Genomic DNA, 15,427 nt, shown 5'->3' with positions numbered 1-15,427 from the left:
GAACTCAAGGCACGCAACGCGGCCCTTCCCTTGTGGGCCGACGGGCTCTAAGACGGCGCTTTAATGACTACGGCCCCGCCCGGTTTGAACGAGGTCCTGCAAAGGACCTTCTCCTTTCCCAAACGCCATTTCCTATCAGCGACCGACCTCAACGAAGTCGAGGTCGCAAACCTGCTCGACCTGGCGGACGGATTCGTCAGCCTGAACCGGCAGACCTCGAAGAAGCTCGACCTGCTGAAAGGCAGGACGCTGATGAACCTGTTCTTCGAGAATTCGACACGGACCCAGAGCTCCTTCGAGTTGGCGGGCAAGCGCTTGGGCGCCGACGTGGTCAACATGAGCCCGCGCTCGTCGTCGATCGCCAAGGGCGAGACGCTGATCGACACCGCGGTCACCTTGAACGCGATGCAGCCGGACCTGCTGGTGGTGCGCCACTCTTCGTCGGGCGCCGCCAGCCTGCTCTCGCAGAAGGTCAGCTGTTCGGTGATCAATGCCGGGGATGGGCAGCACGAGCATCCGACGCAGGCGCTGCTGGACGCCCTGTCCATGCGCCGATCGTTCGGGCGCATCGCGGGCCTGAAGGTGGCGATCTGTGGCGACGTCCTGCACAGTCGAGTGGCGCGCTCCAATGTGGCGCTCCTGCAGATGCTGGGCGCGGAGGTCCGGCTGGTTGGCCCGCCGACCTTGATACCGGCCCAGGCCGAGCGCTGGAACGTCGCCATCCACCACCGCATGCGCGAGGGCATCGCTGGATGCGATGTGGTGATGATGCTGCGCCTGCAGCTCGAGCGCATGGATGGCGTTATGGCCCCATCGCAACGCGAGTATTTCCGCTTCTTCGGCCTCGACCGGGAGAAGCTGGCTTTCGCCGCGCCGCATGTGCGGGTGATGCATCCTGGACCGATGAACCGCGGTGTCGAGATCGACTCAGACGTCGCCGACGACCTCTCCGTCAGCCTGATCCAGGACCAGGTGGAGATGGGCGTCGCCGCACGGATGGCGGTGCTGACCTCCCTGGCCGCACGGCTTGAGAACGCACGATGAGCGGCAAGCCCATCGCCTTCACCAACGTGCGGCTGGTGGATCCGGCCAGCGGCTACGACGGGCCGGGCGCCCTGATCGTTACCGAGGGGGTCATCGCCGACGTGGTGAAGGGCGGCGATCTGGGGGCGTTGTCCAGGGATGTCGAGGTGGTCGATGGCAAGGGTGCGCTGCTCTTGCCTGGACTGGTGGACATCCGGGTCAAGACAGGCGAGCCAGGGACCGAGACCAAAGAGACGCTGAAATCCGCGGCCCGGGCGGCGGCGGCGGGCGGGGTGACGTCCATCGTGCTGCAGCCGGACACCGACCCGGTGATCGACGAGCCCTCCGTCGTCGACTTCATTCTCAGGCGGGCCCGCGACATCGAACTGGTCAAGGTCCACGTGGCCGGGGCCGCTACCAAGGGCGCGCGCGGCGAGCGAATGGCGGAGATCGGCCTGATGACCGAGGCAGGCTGTCTCTACATCTCCGACGCCGACCGGCCGATCGTCGACTCCAAAGTGATGCGGCGCGTGCTCTCCTACGCCAAGGCGTTCGGCGTGCTGGTCGCGCACCGGCCGGCGGACCCCTGGCTTTCGGCGGGGGCGGCGGCCAGCGAGGGTGAGTTCGCCTCGCGGATGGGTCTGCCCAGCGTCCCGGCGATCGCCGAGAAAATCATGCTCGAGCGGGATCTGGCTCTAGTGGAGCTCACGGGCAGTCGGCTGCTGGTTGACCAGGTGACCACGGCGTCGGCTTTGGAGAGCCTGAAGCGGGGCCGCGACAAAGGCCTGGCGATCACCGCCACCACCTCGATCAACCACCTGTCGTTCAACGAGATCGATATCGGCGACTACCGCACCTTCTGTAAGCTCGACCCGCCGCTCAGGAGCGAGGACGACCGCCAGGCGGTGATTGAGGCGGTCGCGACCGGACTGATCCAGGTGGTGGTCTCGGCCCACGCCCCGGCGCCGGCCGAGGACAAGCGCCTGCCCTACGACGAGGCGGCGCCGGGCGCGGTGGGTCTGCAAACGCTCCTGCCCGCGCTGCTGACCTTCCACCACGAGGACCGCATCCCGCTGATCGACCTGATCCGCACGGTCACCTGCGCGCCGGCCGAGTTGCTGGGCCTGGAGGCGGGCCGACTGGCCAAGGGCGCGCCGGCCGATCTGGTGCTGTGCGACCTGAACGCCCCGCTACTGATCGACGCGGACAAGCTGATCTCGAAATCCAAGAACTCGCCCTTTGACGGCCGTCGGCTGCAGGGCAAGGTGCTGCGGACCGTGGTGGACGGGCGCACCGTGTTCGCCGGCTAGGGCGCCGCCGCACGCACTGGACCGGCGGCGCATCGTCAGTTAGCCATTCGCCGATATGTATATCGTCGACGCCCTGAAAGCGCTTGGAAACGACCGACGCCTGCTGATCCTGGAATGGCTGAAGGACCCCCGCGCGCACTTCCGTGAGCAGGTGGACGGCGATCTGGTCGATGACGGCGTCTGCGCCGTACTGATCGCGGAGAAGCTTGGCGTGACCCAGCCGACTCTGAGCGAGCACATGCGTATTCTCGCGCAGGCGGAGTTGGTGACGCCCAAACGCATCAAGCAGTGGACCTTCTATCGGCGTAACGAGTCGCGGATCGCCGCCCTGAAGGCGGCCTTTTCCAGGGAGGTCTAGGCCCGGGGCGGACGGTGGGTTACGAATCCCGCAAGGGGAGCGTCAATGTTCGAAGGCTTGAGCACCATCCAGATCGCCTGCGCCGTGCTCGGCGGCTACCTGCTGGGGTCGATCCCGTTCGGGGTGATCGTTATGAAGCTGGCGGGCGCCGGCGACCCGCGGGCCATCGGCTCAGGCAATATCGGGGCGACCAATGTGCTGCGCTCCGGGCGCCGCGACCTGGCCGCGCTGACCTTGCTGGGCGATGGCGGCAAGGGCGCAGTGGCGGTGCTGTTCGCCTGGCTGGCCACCCGCGCCCAGGGCGAGGCGACTCAGGCGGTGCTGACCAGCCTGGCGGGCGGCGCGGCTTTCTTCGGGCATCTCTTCCCAGTCTGGCTGGGCTTCAAGGGCGGCAAGGGGGTGGCGACGTACTTCGGTACGCTCTTGGCGGCGGCCTGGCCTGTTGGCCTGTTGGCCGGGGCGACCTGGATCTTGATGGCGGCGGTGTTCCGGATTTCGTCCCTCGCCGGCCTGACGGCGGCGTTGCTGGCGCCTCTTTTGGTGTTCTTGGTTCACCGCCCCACGCCGATAGCCGTGCTGGCTGCGGTCATGGGAGTGCTGATCTACATCCGCCACCTGCCCAATATCCGACGCCTGCTGGCCGGCGCCGAGCCACGGATCGGGGGGAAGAAGAGCGCCACGTCGTGACCCTGGGGGCCCTGGCAGGCCCGGTTGCGACCCGGCCGTCTGGTTTCCGTAACATAGTGGCCGCAATCTAACCGTACCGATCCGAAACACTGCCGGCGGGGGCTGCACCTATGGTGAAGACCCAACCAAGTCGGAGACCAACCCCATGAAGCTTCAAATCGCGGTGGCGCTGGCCGCCCTCGCTCTCGGCGGCTCAGCCCTCGCCCAAGAAGCCCCCGGCGGCGGGCCTGCCCCCACCCCGGAACAGCAGGCCGCACGTCAAGCCATGCGCCAGGCCTGCGCGGCCGACATGAAAACCTTTTGCGACGGCAAGGAGGGCCGCGAGAGGATGATGTGCATGCGCGAAAACAACGACAAGCTGAGCGCGGCCTGCAAGGACGCTATGGCGAAGATGCCCGCACGCCGCCCGCCTCCGCCCCCCGCCGGCTGATCGCCCACCGATACCTATAGACGATTGGGCCGGCGTCGTTGGGCGCCGGCCTTTCCGCGTGTGCTCCCTGAAAAAAGGAGCCCCTTTAGGGGGCTCGCCCGCGCGGCGCTTCAAGGCCCGTTGACAGGGCCTAGGGGCCGCCCCCACTTTCCGCCTCCCTCAGGAACCCGGCCCAGGCCGGGCGCACTGCCTACGGAACAGCAGACTGCCCTCGCATGAACATCGTCGTCGTCGAAAGCCCGGGCAAAGCCAAACCCATCAACAAGTACCTGGGCTCTGACTACAAAGTCCTGGCGTCTTACGGTCACGTCCGCGACCTGCCGGCCAAGGACGGCTCGGTGCGCCCGGACGACGACTTCGCCATGAGCTGGGATGTCGACGCCAAGGCCGCCAAGCGGCTGAACGAAATCGCCGCGGCCGCCAAGGGCTGCGACAAGCTGATCTTGGCCACCGACCCGGACCGCGAGGGCGAAGCGATCTCCTGGCATGTGTTGGAGGTGCTCAAGAAGAAGAAGGCGCTCGCCGGGGTCACCGTGCAACGGGTGACCTTCAACGCCATCACCAAGACGGCGGTCACCGAGGCCATGAAGGCCCCTCGCGACATCGACATGGAGCTGGTGGACGCCTACCTGGCTCGCCGCGCGCTGGATTACCTGGTGGGCTTCACGCTTTCTCCGGTGCTGTGGCGCAAGCTCCCGGGCTCTCGTTCGGCCGGGCGCGTGCAATCCGTGGCGCTGCGTCTCGTCGTCGACCGCGAGATCGAGATCGAGAAGTTCAAGACCCAGGAATACTGGACCGTGGAGGCTGACGTTTCGGCCGGCGGCGACCCGTTCCTGGCGCGGCTGACCAAGCATGAGGGCAAGCGCCTAACCAAGTTCGACCTGGCCAACGAGACCTCGGCGTTTGCAGCGCGCGATGCCGTCAAGGCCGCAACCTTCACCGTCGCCGCGGTGGAGAAGAAGCCCGCCCGGCGCTCGCCGCCGCCACCCTTCACCACCTCGACCCTGCAGCAGGAGGCCGCCCGCAAGCTGGGTTTCAACGCGCAGAGGACCATGCAGGCCGCCCAGAGACTCTACGAGGGCATCGACATCGGCGGCGAGACCGTCGGCCTGATCACCTACATGCGGACCGACGGCGTGCAGACCGCCCCCGAGGCGCTGGACGAGGCTCGCGACGTGATCGGCGGGCTCTACGGCCGCGAGTATGTCCCGGACAAAGCCCGGATCTATTCCACCAAGGCCAAGAACGCCCAGGAGGCCCACGAGGCGATCCGTCCGACGAGCTTGGCCCGCAACCCTGGCAAACTGCGCCTCGATCCCGACCTCGGCCGGCTCTACGAGCTGATCTGGAAGCGGATGATCGCCTCGCAGATGGAAAGTGCGCGCATCGAGCGCACGACCATCGACCTGGAAAGCTCCGACGGGCAGACCGCGCTCAGGGCCTCCGGCGACGTGACGCTCTTTGACGGCTACCTGGCGGTCTACGAGGAAGGCCGTGACGACCCCGAGGAAGAGGCTGTCTCCAAGCTGCCGGCCGTGACGCAAGGGGCAGGCGCCCGGACGATCGCCGCGCGCGCCGACCAGCACTTCACCGAGCCGCCGCCACGCTACTCGGAAGCCAGCCTGGTCAAGAAAATGGAGGAGCTCGGCATCGGGCGACCCTCGACCTATGCCTCGATCCTGACCGTATTGCGCGACCGGTCCTACGTGCGGATGGAGAAGAACCGCTTCATTCCCGAGGACAAGGGCCGGCTGGTCACGATCTTCCTGGAGGAGTTCTTCCGCCGCTACGTGGAATACGACTTCACCGCAGCGCTCGAAGAAAAGCTGGACCTCGTCTCGGCGGGGGACCTCGACTGGAAGGCGCTGCTGCGCGAGTTCTGGCAGGACTTCCACCCGAAGACCGAAGAGGTGCTGAAGGTCTCGACCCGCGAGGTGCTGGATGCGCTCGACGGCGCGCTTGCGCCCTTCCTCTATCCTCCGAAAGCCGACGGTTCTGATCCGCGGGCCTGCCCGAACTGCAGCTCAGGGCGGCTTGGTCTGAAAACCAGCCGGTTCGGCCCCTTCGTCGGCTGCTCGAACTACCCGGAATGCCGCTTCACCCGCCCCATCGCTGAGACCGAGGAGGGCGACGCGCCCTCGGGCGACCGCGAGCTGGGCGTCGACCCTGAGACCGGCCTCACGGTCTTCCTGAAGTCCGGCCGCTTCGGGGCCTACGTGCAGTTGGGCGAAGGCGAGAAGCCGAAGCGCTCCAGCCTGCCCAAGGGCTGGTCGGCGCCGGATATGGACCTGGAGAAGGGCCTGCGCCTGCTGCGCCTGCCGCGCGAGGTCGGGCTGCATCCCGAGGACAAACAGCCGATCACCGCCGGCATCGGCCGCTACGGGCCCTTCGTGCTGCACGCGGGCACCTATGCCAATCTGTCCGGCGCCGATGAGGTATTCGACGTGGGCCTCAATCGGGCCGTCACCCTGCTGGCCGAAAAGCGCGCCGGCGGCGTGGGTCGCAACGGTGCGGCCACGGCGCTGAAGGACCTGGGCGCCCACCCGGCCGACGGCGCTCCGATCCGCGTGCTCTCGGGCCGCTATGGCCCCTACATCAAGCACGGCTCCACCAACGCCAACGTGCCGCGCGGGACCGACCCGCAGGCGATTGGCCTGGAACAGGCGGTGGCGCTGCTCGCCGAACGCGCCGCGAAAGGCGGCGGTAAGAAAAAGCCGGCTCGCGCCGCCAAGGCCAAGGCGACGCCGAAGGCGGCGGCCGCCAAGGTTCCGGCCAGGAAGTCTCCCGCGAAGAAGAAGCCTGCCAAGAAGACGGCGGCGAAGAAGGCCGCAACCGCCTGACTTCGAGAGCCGTTGCAGCGGCCTGCGCTTGCCGGTGCGATGTCGCGCAAGACCCAGACGCTGTTGGCCGGCGTGCAGCGGGCCGCGGCCGAGGCTGCGTCCGATCCTGACGTATCGAGGGCGTAGTCGGACGACATGCTGTCGCAGCGATCTTCACATCACATGCGACACCCGCGGCTATGCGGCCGATCGCGACCCCAACGCCGCGCGAAATCTCGAACGACTGGCCGCAAGCTCTGCGGTGGCTGCCTGTGGAGAGGTACGCTCCGGCGCGGGACACAAGCCTCGCGTGAAACGGATCTCGGCGAAGCAGGAACCGGACAGCAAGGCCGCGGCGTAGCTTTAGCTACGAGCGGACTGCATAGGTTCCGGGGAGCTGTTTACCGTCTGGGCTGGTTTCGCGTAGCCAACTAGGCTTCAACCCTCGGTGGCTTGGTCCCCGCCATTGCGGGGGGACGGCGGAGCTCGTGATGCCCTACGCGCAGGCCAACGGCCTCAGATTCCACTTTGAGCGCGCCGGTAGCGGGCCGCCCCTGCTGTTCATATCCGGGACCGGCGGGGACTTGCGCAACAAGCCCAACGTCTTCGAAGGGCCGCTGGCCAAACGGTTCGATCTCCTGGCCTACGACCAGCGAGGCTTGGGCCAGTCGGAGAAGCCGGACATCCCCTACTCCATGGCCGACTACGCCGACGACGCAGCCGCCTTGATGGCCGAGCAATTCTGGGACCAGGCGCTAGTGATCGGGGTCTCGTTCGGCGGGATGGTGGCCCAGGAGCTGGCGCTGCGGCATCCCGGACGGGTAAAGCGCCTGGTCCTGGCCTGCACTTCGCCGGGCGGCGCAGGCGGGGCGTCATTCCCGTTTCACGAGATCGAGCACCTGAAGGGCGAGGCCCGAGCTCGCTACCTGATCCCGATCAGCGACACCCGCCGCGACGATGCCTGGGCGAAGGACCATCCGGACCAGTACGACCTGTTCCTCGCCATGGGCTCGGCCGATCCCTACGCCGAGGAGCCCGGCCACGCCATGGGGGCGCATCGCCAACTCGAAGCCCGAGCCGCGCATGACACCTGGGAACGGCTGCCGCAGATCGCGTGCCCCACGCTGATCGCCGCCGGCCGCCACGACGGGATCGCGCTCCCCGCCACCCAGGAGAAGATGGCCGCACAGATCCCGGGCGCGAAACTGCAGTTCTTCGAAGGTGGCCACCTGTTCATGATCCAGGACCGCACTGCAGCCCCGGCCATGGCGGCCTTCCTGACCGAGACTTAGCCGCGGGCGATTTGCAATATCTCCACGATGTCGGCAGGGCCCAAGATCGGCCGCGGGTTCGAACGAATGCCGGCGTCGTGCAAAGTGTGTTCGGCGATGGCCTCGAATTGGTCGGGCCGGATGCCGACGCTGGCCAGGTCGGTGGGGAGGCCCAGGCCCAAGGCGAGTCGCTTCACCGCTTCGGACGCCGGGGCGCCCTTCGCGCCCATCAGGTCGCTGACTAAAGCCTGACGCCGGGGTCCCACGCCCTCGTTCCACTTCAGCACCGCCCAGAGCATCACGCACGAGGTAATCCCGTGCGGCACGCCGTAGCTGCCGCCCAGGGTGTGGCCGATGGCATGGCTTGCGCCCATCCCGCGCCCAGCGCCCGCACCGCTGATCGCCAGCCACATGCCGAACTGGCATTGCAGACGCGCATCGAGGTCGGTGGGATCGGCCTTGGATGCGGTCAGACCCTGGGCGAGCCGGCGCAGGCCATCTTCGGCGAGCGCGTCGGCGTAAGGCGCTCGTTGCGGATTGCAGAGCTGCTCAACGGCGTGGTCAACCGCCTTCAACCCGGTCGAGAACCATAGCTGCGGCGGAGTGGAGAGCGTCATGGCGGGGTCGAGCACGACGGCCCGCGGCGCCAGCAGCGGGTGTCCGTAGCTTTCCTTGGCGTGCCTGGACGTGTCGGTGACTCCAGCGAACGGCGTAAACTCGGCTGCTGAGAGGGTGGTCGGCACAGCAAGCATCCTGACGCCTGCGGGCAGGCCAGCGACTCGCTCGCGCTCGCCGCCGCGGCCGGCGCGGTAAGGGTCGAGTTCCTCGGGCCTGGTCAGGCCGCCCCAGAGGCAGAGCTGCATGACCTTGGTGGCGTCGATCGCCGAACCGCCGCCCAGCGCCACGAGAAGGTCAGCGTCAAGCCTGCGAGCCTCAGCGGCGCCGGCGATCACGCTCTCGCGCGGCGAATGTGCGCTCACCCCGGAGAAGACACCCACGCAGATGTCTCCGAGCGCGTGCGCCGTCTTCGCCGCCAAACCGTCGGCCAGCGAAGCCGTGGTCGTAATCAGGAGCCGGCGCGAACCATATGAGGCCGCGAGTTCCTTCAGCACCTCCGCAGCAGGACGGCCGTAGGACACCTGGTCCTGGCGGGGAAATCGATGGGTTCCGCTTAGCATGGGGCCGGTCCTCCTGGACGCACCTTACCGGCAATAGGGGGCAGTCAGCGTCCCTGAGGTGCAATTCTCGCCCCAATGCCCTATATGAGCGCTGCGCATCGCGGGCCGAGACCGGCCGCGACGACTGCTCCGCTCCAAATGCCGATGAGCGTCGCCGGGGTCTGCGCGCCCCTACCAAGTCTCACAATCAATGAAAGGTGCTAAGCACCCCCTTATGCCTAAACCCAGACAACCCAAATCTTCCCGCTTTCCGAAAGGACTGCCCGACAAAGACACGCTCCTGAAATACGTCCGCGAGAGCGGTGAGACCGACAAGGCCGCCATCGCCAAGGCCTTCGCCCTGAAGGGCGAGGAGCGCCGCGCGCTCCGGGCGATGTTGCAGTCCATGGAAGCCGACGGGACGCTCGGACGCCGTGGGCGCCGCGGCTTCGCCGAGGCCGGCGCCTTGCCCGAGGTCGGCGTCGTCGACGTCATCGAACGCGATCCTGACGGTGAGCTCTTGGTCCGCCTGACCAAGGGCGAGGACGCCCCGCTGGTCACCCTGGCCCCATCGCGCAAGGGCGACACCGGCCCGGCCCCCGGCATAGGCGACCGCCTGCTCGTGCGCTTCGCCAGGCTCGAGGACGGCCAGCATGAAGCACGGCTGATCAAATCGCTCGGCGCGGGCGGACAGCGCGTACTCGGCGTGATCCGCAAGGCGCGGCGCGAGGTTCGCGTGGAGCCGGTCGACCGGCGCTCGAAGGATAGCTTGCTGCTCACCGACCCGCAGGCCCAGGAGCTGCGAGACGGCGACCTTGTGCTGGCTCAGGCCACCACCGCCGAGACCCGCTATGGGCCGAAGCGCGGCAAGCTGCTGGAAGTGATCGGGCGCGAGGACGAGCCGCGCGCCGCCTCGCTGCTCGCCATCCACGCCCATGGGATACCGACCGGTTTCTCCGCCGCTGCCGAAGCGGAAGCCGCCACGGCGCAGCCCCCCACGCTGGCCGGCCGTGAAGATCTGCGCAACGTCCCCTTCATCACGATCGATCCGGCCGACGCCCGCGATCACGACGACGCGGTCTTCGCCCAGCCAGACGACGACCCTAAGAACCCGGGCGGCTGGATCGTCTGGGTCGCCATCGCCGACGTCGCCGCCTACGTGCGCTCCAACTCGGCGCTGGACGAGACGGCGCGCGAGAAGGCCAACAGCGTCTACTTCCCCGACCGCGTCGAACCGATGCTGCCCGAAGTGCTCTCCAACGGCCTCTGTTCGCTCCGCGAAGGCGAGAACCGCGCCTGCATGGCCGTTCGGATGGTGTTCGGCGCCGACGGCCGCAAGCGATCCCACACCTTCATTCGCGGCCTGATGCGTTCGGCCGCGAAGCTTTCCTACGAGCAGGCGCAGGCCGCCGCCGACGGGACGCCCGACGGCCAGACCGAGCCGATCCTGAAGAGCATCCTCCAGCCGCTCTACGCCGCTTACGCCGTGCTGAAAAAGGGGCGCGACGCCCGCTCGCCGCTGGCCATCGAGAGCGCCGAGCGGCGAATCGTCATCAACCGCGAGGGTGAGGTCGCCTCGATCACGCCCCGCGCCGGCCTCGAGGCCCACAAGTTGATCGAGGAGATGATGATTCAGGCCAACGTCTCGGCCGCAGAGACGCTGGAAGCCAAACGGACGCCGCTGATCTACCGGATCCACGACACGCCGAGCCAGGAGAAGGTCCAGGCGCTGGTCGATTTCCTGCAGACGCTGGAGATCGCCTGGTCGAAGGGCGAGGCGCCGCGCACCGACCGCTTCAACAAGCTGCTGGACGAGACCCGCAACACCCCCAACGGCGATATCATCAACGAGGTCGTACTGCGCACCCAGATGCAGGCCATCTATTCGACCGAGAACATCGGCCACTTCGGCCTGAACCTGGCGAAGTACGCCCACTTCACCTCTCCGATCCGCAGGTACGCCGACCTGATCGTCCACCGCGGCCTGATCACCGCTTTGGCACTGGGCGCCGACGGGCTCTCCGAACGCGATATCCAGAAGATGAAGGACACCGCCGAGAGCATCACCTTCGCTGAGCGCCGGGCGATGGCTGCCGAGCGCGACGCCACCGACCGCTACGTGGCCGCCTTCCTGGCTGACCGTGTGGGAGCCGAGTTTGACGGGCGGATCACCGGTGTCACCCGTTTCGGCCTGTTCGTGCGCCTGAACGAGACCGGCGCAGATGGTCTCGTCCCGGTGTCCAAGCTCGGTCACGAGTATTTCGTCCACGACGACCGAGCGCATGCGCTGGTTGGCGAACTCAGCGGGGCCCGCTGGCCGCTCGGCATGCAGGTGAGCGTCAGGCTCGCCGAAGCGACGCCGCTCACCGGCGGCCTGCTGTTCGAGATGCTCAGTGAGCCCGCGCCGGCCGATCCGGCCGCGCCCCGGCCGCGGCTCGGCATGCGGGCGCGCAACGATCGGCGGCCGGGCGGGGCCTTTCGAGGCCCACCTCGTCCAGGCCAACCGGGGCGTCCGAAGAACATCCGCAACGGCCGCAAAAAAAGGCGGTCCTAGGCGTTAGGCGCGGACGGTCCTGGGCTTGAGGGCTTGAGGGTTCGCTCGTAGACAAAGATCTGTGCTGGGATCAGCAGCCAGCTGAAATGCGCCAGACCCAACTGGTGCACCGCCATCAGCGCGATCCCCATGCCGAAGGCGATCCCGGGGCTGGCGGCGCGGGCGGCGCGATAGACCCGCTCCTGTCGGGAGATCCCGCCCAAGAGCCTCCCCTCGTCGCGCGAGACCGTAAGCACCAGGACCAGGTTGGCGAGCGAGCTCGCCACCATGGTTCCGCAATACATGCCCCACGGGAACGGCGCATTCAGGTCGCGCCCCCACCAAGCCGTGGCGAAGGGGATGAGGCAGACCGGGAACATGAAGATCAGGTTGGCCACAGTCGTCGCCCAGTCGAAGCGGCGCAGGCGCCGCGTGGTCGACAGGTGCGCAATCCAGAACACCCCGATTACGAAGAAGCTCATGACCAGCGCCAGGAAATGGCTGGCCATCGCCTGCACCGCGTGGGCGGCGCCGAATGGGCTGTCGAACTGAGGTGGCTTCAGATCGAGGATCATCAGGGTCATCACGATCGCGAAGACTGCGTCGGTGAAGAAGATCACCCTGTTCAGCAGGCGCTCGTCGATCGTCTCGTGCCTGGTGACGTTGGTTTCGCCGCGTTCGCTCATGCCATGGCTCCAGCGGACTTAGGTTTCACGCTTCGCAAAGTCCCAGCCACTCATGGTCCCTCCGCGCCATCGCCGTCCCCGCGTGACCTCGGGGCATAGTGCCGCGCCGGCGACGTTCCGCAAGGTCAGGGTTTCCTCATCGGGGCGGGCGGTCATACAGTTGTTTGATGAGCGAAGCCGAAAGCCAATTCCGCAAGCCCGAGGGCCCGCCTCGGGTCCCCGGAGCCCGCGCGGTCCGTCCGAAGAGCGCCGCCACGGTGATGATCGTGCGGCGCGATGCGAAGAAGCCCCGCGTCTTGATGGGCAAACGTCACGGCGGCCACAGCTTCATGCCCGACCGCTGGGTGTTTCCAGGCGGTCGCATCGAGCGGGCCGACTATCGCGCGCCCTTCGCCACCGACATGCGGCCGGACGTGCATACGCTCTTCGACGCCTACCTGCCGGCCGGCCGGGGGCGTGCGCTGGCGCTGGCGGCCGTACGTGAGACCTGGGAGGAGACCGGACTGCTGCTCGCCCGCCCTGCCCCGGTCCGGCCTGCAGCCGGGCCTTGGCGTGAGTTTGTGGCGCAAGGCGCGCTGGCCGACCTCGATGCGCTCGACGTCATCGCGCGCGCCATCACCCCGCCAAGCGTCGGAAAACGCTTCGACACCTGGTTCCTTTCAGCTGAGGCCGAACGGCTGATGAGCCTCGAGCGTCTGGCCGACTGTGGAGAACTTGAGGAGATCGCCTGGGTGGATTTTGACGAGGCCCAGGCCCTGCCGCTCCCCACCGTCACGCGCATGATGTTGAAGGAAGCGGTGCTGCGGATGGACGATCCGTCCCGCCCCAAGCCTTTCCTGCGCTACAAGGACCGCGCCATGCGGCCCATGCACCTCTAGGGACGATCAAAGGCCGCTGCCGACGGACTGCTGTCAGGGGGACCGTGTTCTCGACAAAGGCTGGTTAACCGCGGAGCTCACCGCGCAACCGTTCGCCCAGGATCCCGACGAGGGGCTTCCCAGCCAGGGCTGTGGAAGGCCGACGGGAATTCGACCCAGGGATGCTCGGGCTGCGCACTCCGCGAAAACTAGCGGCCCGCCCCTGAAGTCCCACAGAGTTGGGCGAGGCGCTGCCGGTCCGCGTCAGGGATCGGTGGTCGGGCGACTCCTAGATCCTTGGCGGCCTTGACGAGGCCCGCCGCCGTAATGCCGCGCACGCTGAGCCAGATGCTCAGCGCTGTGACGTCCCCAGTCACACGGTGCGCCTCGTCGGGCGACAGCTCGGTCCTGTCGGAGTCCCGCGCAAGTTCGACAAATGCCGCGCGAAGCGACTGGAACACCGCCTGCTGGTTGACGACGTCCGCATAGAAGTGGGCGAACGCCAATCGCTCCCTCAAAGGCATGTGGCCAATCGATTGCGCGGCCTGCGTGGCGTTCCAGACCGTGGAACTTGGCACGTTCAGCCGTATACCCTGCAGTTGCACGGCCGGCCGCGGCCCCCCCTTCGCCCAGGTCGTGTACTCGCCCAGCCTCCGCAGCAGGCATCGGCTCTCCTCAACCCCCTGGGCGCTGAGAAGGGCGTTCGCACCCACTTCGTCAACCAAGGCCTTCCGCGCCTCCGCGACGTCCGCGCGCCAATGAAGCGCCTGAACAGCCTCACCGGCCCCCAGGGCGGTCAGCACGCCGATCACGATGATCGCGTATTCCTTCAGGAACTCGCGCCAGCCGTGCCACGGCTTCGGTTTGTGATGGACCTCCAAGCCGCCGCCCCCCCGCGGATCGCTATGGTGAGCTCATGTAACCTAATTCGCCGAATGTCAGCAAAGGGGCGAACACCCAGAGTCGGGCCGCGGTAGAACCTTGCCCGAGATTTTCGTCGGCCGGCGGTTCTAAACAACCCAGACCATGGCGCTTGTTCGCCGAGCCGTGTTACACGAATCTCCGGCGCCGGTTGGGGGGACAGCACGTACAGACATGTGGACGTCCACTCTCTGAGGGAGAGATCGAGACTTAAACCCGCTATCGAGATGATTTCTTGAAATCATTCCCTTCAATGGAGTGCGCTTGGAAGAATACTGGAAATCAATTCGAGCCGTAATCTGTCTACGGGATAGGATTGGAAGCCAGCCATTAGGCAATCACGGGGGAAGACACGCTATGAAGAACGTTACGCGAGCTGTACGTATTCTTGTCGGCATTGGTGGATTGCTTGTCGCCGCGGTGGCGCCGGGCGCGGCTCTGGCGCAGCAAGCTGCTGCGCCGCCGGCTATCGAGATCACGCTCCTGCACGTGAAGCCGGGCCAGGAGCAGGCCTTCCGGGACTGGGTGAAGAACGAATCCAATCCCCTGCGGATCAAGGGCGGGGTCAAGGACCGCTCGACCTGGACGACGACTATGGGTCTCGGCGGCGAGGTCTACTTCGTCCGGCCGATCACCGGGCTCGCAAGCTACGACTCGCCGCCCAGCGGTGTCAGTCAGGCCGAGACCGCGGCGGTGGTGGCGAAGCGGCAGTCGATGATCCTGGACATGCGCACCTACCTGATCACGCCGCGGCCGGAGCTCAGCGTCGCGCCGAAGCCAGGCTATCAGGCCAAGGTGGCGGTCCTCTCGACCCAGAGCGTCATGCCGGGTCACGTCTCAGCCTACATGAGCAACCTGAAGGCGCTCACTGCGGTCATCGCGAAAACCAACGCCAAGGGCGCGCTCGTGTCGCAGACTGGCCTGGGCGGCGATCCCAACGAGTTCAATATCGTGGTGTACTTCGACTCCTTCGCCGACCTGGACAGGTTCCCGGCCGAGTTCAGCAAGGCCGCAACCGCAGCTCAGCTGCCGCCCGAAGCCGCCGGCATGGTGGCGCGCACGAACTATCGGGTCATTCGTTATCAGCCGGACCTGAGCATCGTCCCGGCGCGTTAGGCCGCGGATCCCCCGATCGGCCTGCCGATCGGGGGTTTCTCTCCGCAATTGGCATCCGACGGGCGGGGAGCCGGCTCCCGCCCCGTCCTCGCCCCGCCAGGGTCCGGACGCGTCGGACGAGGTCGGCTCCCGTCTAATTCGAGAGCGGCCGCGAGCGTTTGACGGCCACGGCAAAGTTCGGCCAAGAGGGCGGCTACGCTGCGACGATCGTGGAACGACGACGAGACCGCAGCACCGCGCCGAGACCGCCGAAGCCCAG

General features: G+C 67.2%; 13 protein-coding genes. 10 read left to right on the top strand and 3 right to left on the bottom strand.

Features of this window, described 5'->3' with window-relative positions:
• Positions 1-63 precede the first annotated feature (63 nt).
• The 7 genes from VGI62_RS01530 (at position 64) to VGI62_RS01500 (ending at position 7,919) form a co-directional block, all read left to right on the top strand.
• Positions 64-1,044 (top strand): aspartate carbamoyltransferase catalytic subunit, encoded by a 981-nt coding sequence (locus tag VGI62_RS01530; RefSeq protein WP_331502625.1) that lies wholly within the window; start codon positions 64-66, stop codon positions 1,042-1,044.
• Entirely contained in the window at positions 1,041-2,333 is a 1,293-nt protein-coding gene (pyrC, locus tag VGI62_RS01525; RefSeq protein WP_331502624.1) for a dihydroorotase, read from the top strand. Before VGI62_RS01530 ends, pyrC begins: the two co-directional genes overlap by 4 nt.
• Positions 2,334-2,388: 55 nt before the next feature.
• Entirely contained in the window at positions 2,389-2,691 is a 303-nt protein-coding gene (locus VGI62_RS01520) for an ArsR/SmtB family transcription factor (protein ID WP_331502623.1), read from the top strand.
• 45 nt (positions 2,692-2,736) lie between these two features.
• On the top strand, positions 2,737-3,378 hold the full coding sequence (plsY, locus tag VGI62_RS01515) for a glycerol-3-phosphate 1-O-acyltransferase PlsY (RefSeq protein WP_331502622.1): 642 nt from the start codon (positions 2,737-2,739) through the stop codon (positions 3,376-3,378).
• Between the two features lie 145 nt (positions 3,379-3,523).
• Positions 3,524-3,808 (top strand): hypothetical protein, encoded by a 285-nt coding sequence (locus VGI62_RS01510; RefSeq protein WP_331502621.1) that lies wholly within the window; start codon positions 3,524-3,526, stop codon positions 3,806-3,808.
• Between the two features lie 215 nt (positions 3,809-4,023).
• Positions 4,024-6,648 carry a type I DNA topoisomerase gene (gene topA / locus VGI62_RS01505; protein WP_331502620.1) on the top strand — a complete coding sequence of 875 codons (2,625 nt, stop codon included), beginning with the start codon at positions 4,024-4,026 and terminating at the stop codon, positions 6,646-6,648.
• A gap of 470 nt (positions 6,649-7,118) precedes the next feature.
• Complete coding sequence (locus tag VGI62_RS01500) at positions 7,119-7,919, top strand: alpha/beta fold hydrolase (RefSeq protein WP_331502619.1); 801 nt, start codon at positions 7,119-7,121, stop codon at positions 7,917-7,919.
• Here the strand turns inward: VGI62_RS01500 and VGI62_RS01495 are convergent.
• Positions 7,916-9,076 (bottom strand): iron-containing alcohol dehydrogenase, encoded by a 1,161-nt coding sequence (locus tag VGI62_RS01495; protein ID WP_331502618.1) that lies wholly within the window; start codon positions 9,074-9,076, stop codon positions 7,916-7,918. The two genes, VGI62_RS01500 and VGI62_RS01495, sit on opposite strands and share 4 nt — an antisense overlap.
• Positions 9,077-9,290: 214 nt before the next feature.
• Between VGI62_RS01495 and rnr the strand changes: the two genes are divergently transcribed.
• A complete protein-coding gene (gene rnr / locus VGI62_RS01490) occupies positions 9,291-11,609 on the top strand; it encodes a ribonuclease R (protein ID WP_331502617.1) in 2,319 nt (772 codons plus the stop codon).
• Here the strand turns inward: rnr and VGI62_RS01485 are convergent.
• Positions 11,606-12,274 carry a TMEM175 family protein gene (locus VGI62_RS01485; protein ID WP_331502616.1) on the bottom strand — a complete coding sequence of 223 codons (669 nt, stop codon included), beginning with the start codon at positions 12,272-12,274 and terminating at the stop codon, positions 11,606-11,608. The genes rnr and VGI62_RS01485 overlap by 4 nt on opposite strands.
• Positions 12,275-12,441: 167 nt before the next feature.
• Here VGI62_RS01485 and VGI62_RS01480 point away from each other — a divergent pair, with 167 nt between their 5' ends.
• A complete protein-coding gene (locus VGI62_RS01480) occupies positions 12,442-13,152 on the top strand; it encodes an NUDIX hydrolase (protein WP_331502615.1) in 711 nt (236 codons plus the stop codon).
• Between the two features lie 188 nt (positions 13,153-13,340).
• On the opposite strand, the gene VGI62_RS01475 is transcribed toward VGI62_RS01480, so the two are convergent.
• Positions 13,341-14,012 (bottom strand): hypothetical protein, encoded by a 672-nt coding sequence (locus VGI62_RS01475; RefSeq protein WP_331502614.1) that lies wholly within the window; start codon positions 14,010-14,012, stop codon positions 13,341-13,343.
• A gap of 397 nt (positions 14,013-14,409) precedes the next feature.
• Here VGI62_RS01475 and VGI62_RS01470 point away from each other — a divergent pair, with 397 nt between their 5' ends.
• Positions 14,410-15,168 (top strand): hypothetical protein, encoded by a 759-nt coding sequence (locus VGI62_RS01470; RefSeq protein WP_331502613.1) that lies wholly within the window; start codon positions 14,410-14,412, stop codon positions 15,166-15,168.
• The last annotated feature ends 259 nt before the right edge of the window (positions 15,169-15,427 follow it).

This window comes from Phenylobacterium sp., assembly GCF_036495085.1.
Classification (GTDB): domain Bacteria; phylum Pseudomonadota; class Alphaproteobacteria; order Caulobacterales; family Caulobacteraceae; genus Phenylobacterium.
The sequence above is the reverse complement of the archived record's forward strand: the minus strand, read 5'-3'. Positions and strand labels throughout refer to the sequence as shown.

What these genes read in the sequence shown, in the direction of transcription:
- topA (WP_331502620.1), top strand. Translation starts at nt 4,024, where the DNA reads ATGAACATCGTCGTCGTCGAAAGCCCGGGCAAAGCCAAACCCATCAAC.
- VGI62_RS01520 (WP_331502623.1), top strand. Translation starts at nt 2,389, where the DNA reads ATGTATATCGTCGACGCCCTGAAAGCGCTTGGAAACGACCGACGCCTG.
- VGI62_RS01470 (WP_331502613.1), top strand. Translation starts at nt 14,410, where the DNA reads ATGAAGAACGTTACGCGAGCTGTACGTATTCTTGTCGGCATTGGTGGA.
- pyrC (WP_331502624.1), top strand. Translation starts at nt 1,041, where the DNA reads ATGAGCGGCAAGCCCATCGCCTTCACCAACGTGCGGCTGGTGGATCCG.
- VGI62_RS01530 (WP_331502625.1), top strand. Translation starts at nt 64, where the DNA reads ATGACTACGGCCCCGCCCGGTTTGAACGAGGTCCTGCAAAGGACCTTC.
- VGI62_RS01510 (WP_331502621.1), top strand. Translation starts at nt 3,524, where the DNA reads ATGAAGCTTCAAATCGCGGTGGCGCTGGCCGCCCTCGCTCTCGGCGGC.
- VGI62_RS01480 (WP_331502615.1), top strand. Translation starts at nt 12,442, where the DNA reads ATGAGCGAAGCCGAAAGCCAATTCCGCAAGCCCGAGGGCCCGCCTCGG.
- VGI62_RS01485 (WP_331502616.1), bottom strand. Translation starts at nt 12,274, where the DNA reads ATGAGCGAACGCGGCGAAACCAACGTCACCAGGCACGAGACGATCGAC.
- plsY (WP_331502622.1), top strand. Translation starts at nt 2,737, where the DNA reads ATGTTCGAAGGCTTGAGCACCATCCAGATCGCCTGCGCCGTGCTCGGC.
- VGI62_RS01495 (WP_331502618.1), bottom strand. Translation starts at nt 9,076, where the DNA reads ATGCTAAGCGGAACCCATCGATTTCCCCGCCAGGACCAGGTGTCCTAC.
- rnr (WP_331502617.1), top strand. Translation starts at nt 9,291, where the DNA reads ATGCCTAAACCCAGACAACCCAAATCTTCCCGCTTTCCGAAAGGACTG.
- VGI62_RS01500 (WP_331502619.1), top strand. Translation starts at nt 7,119, where the DNA reads ATGCCCTACGCGCAGGCCAACGGCCTCAGATTCCACTTTGAGCGCGCC.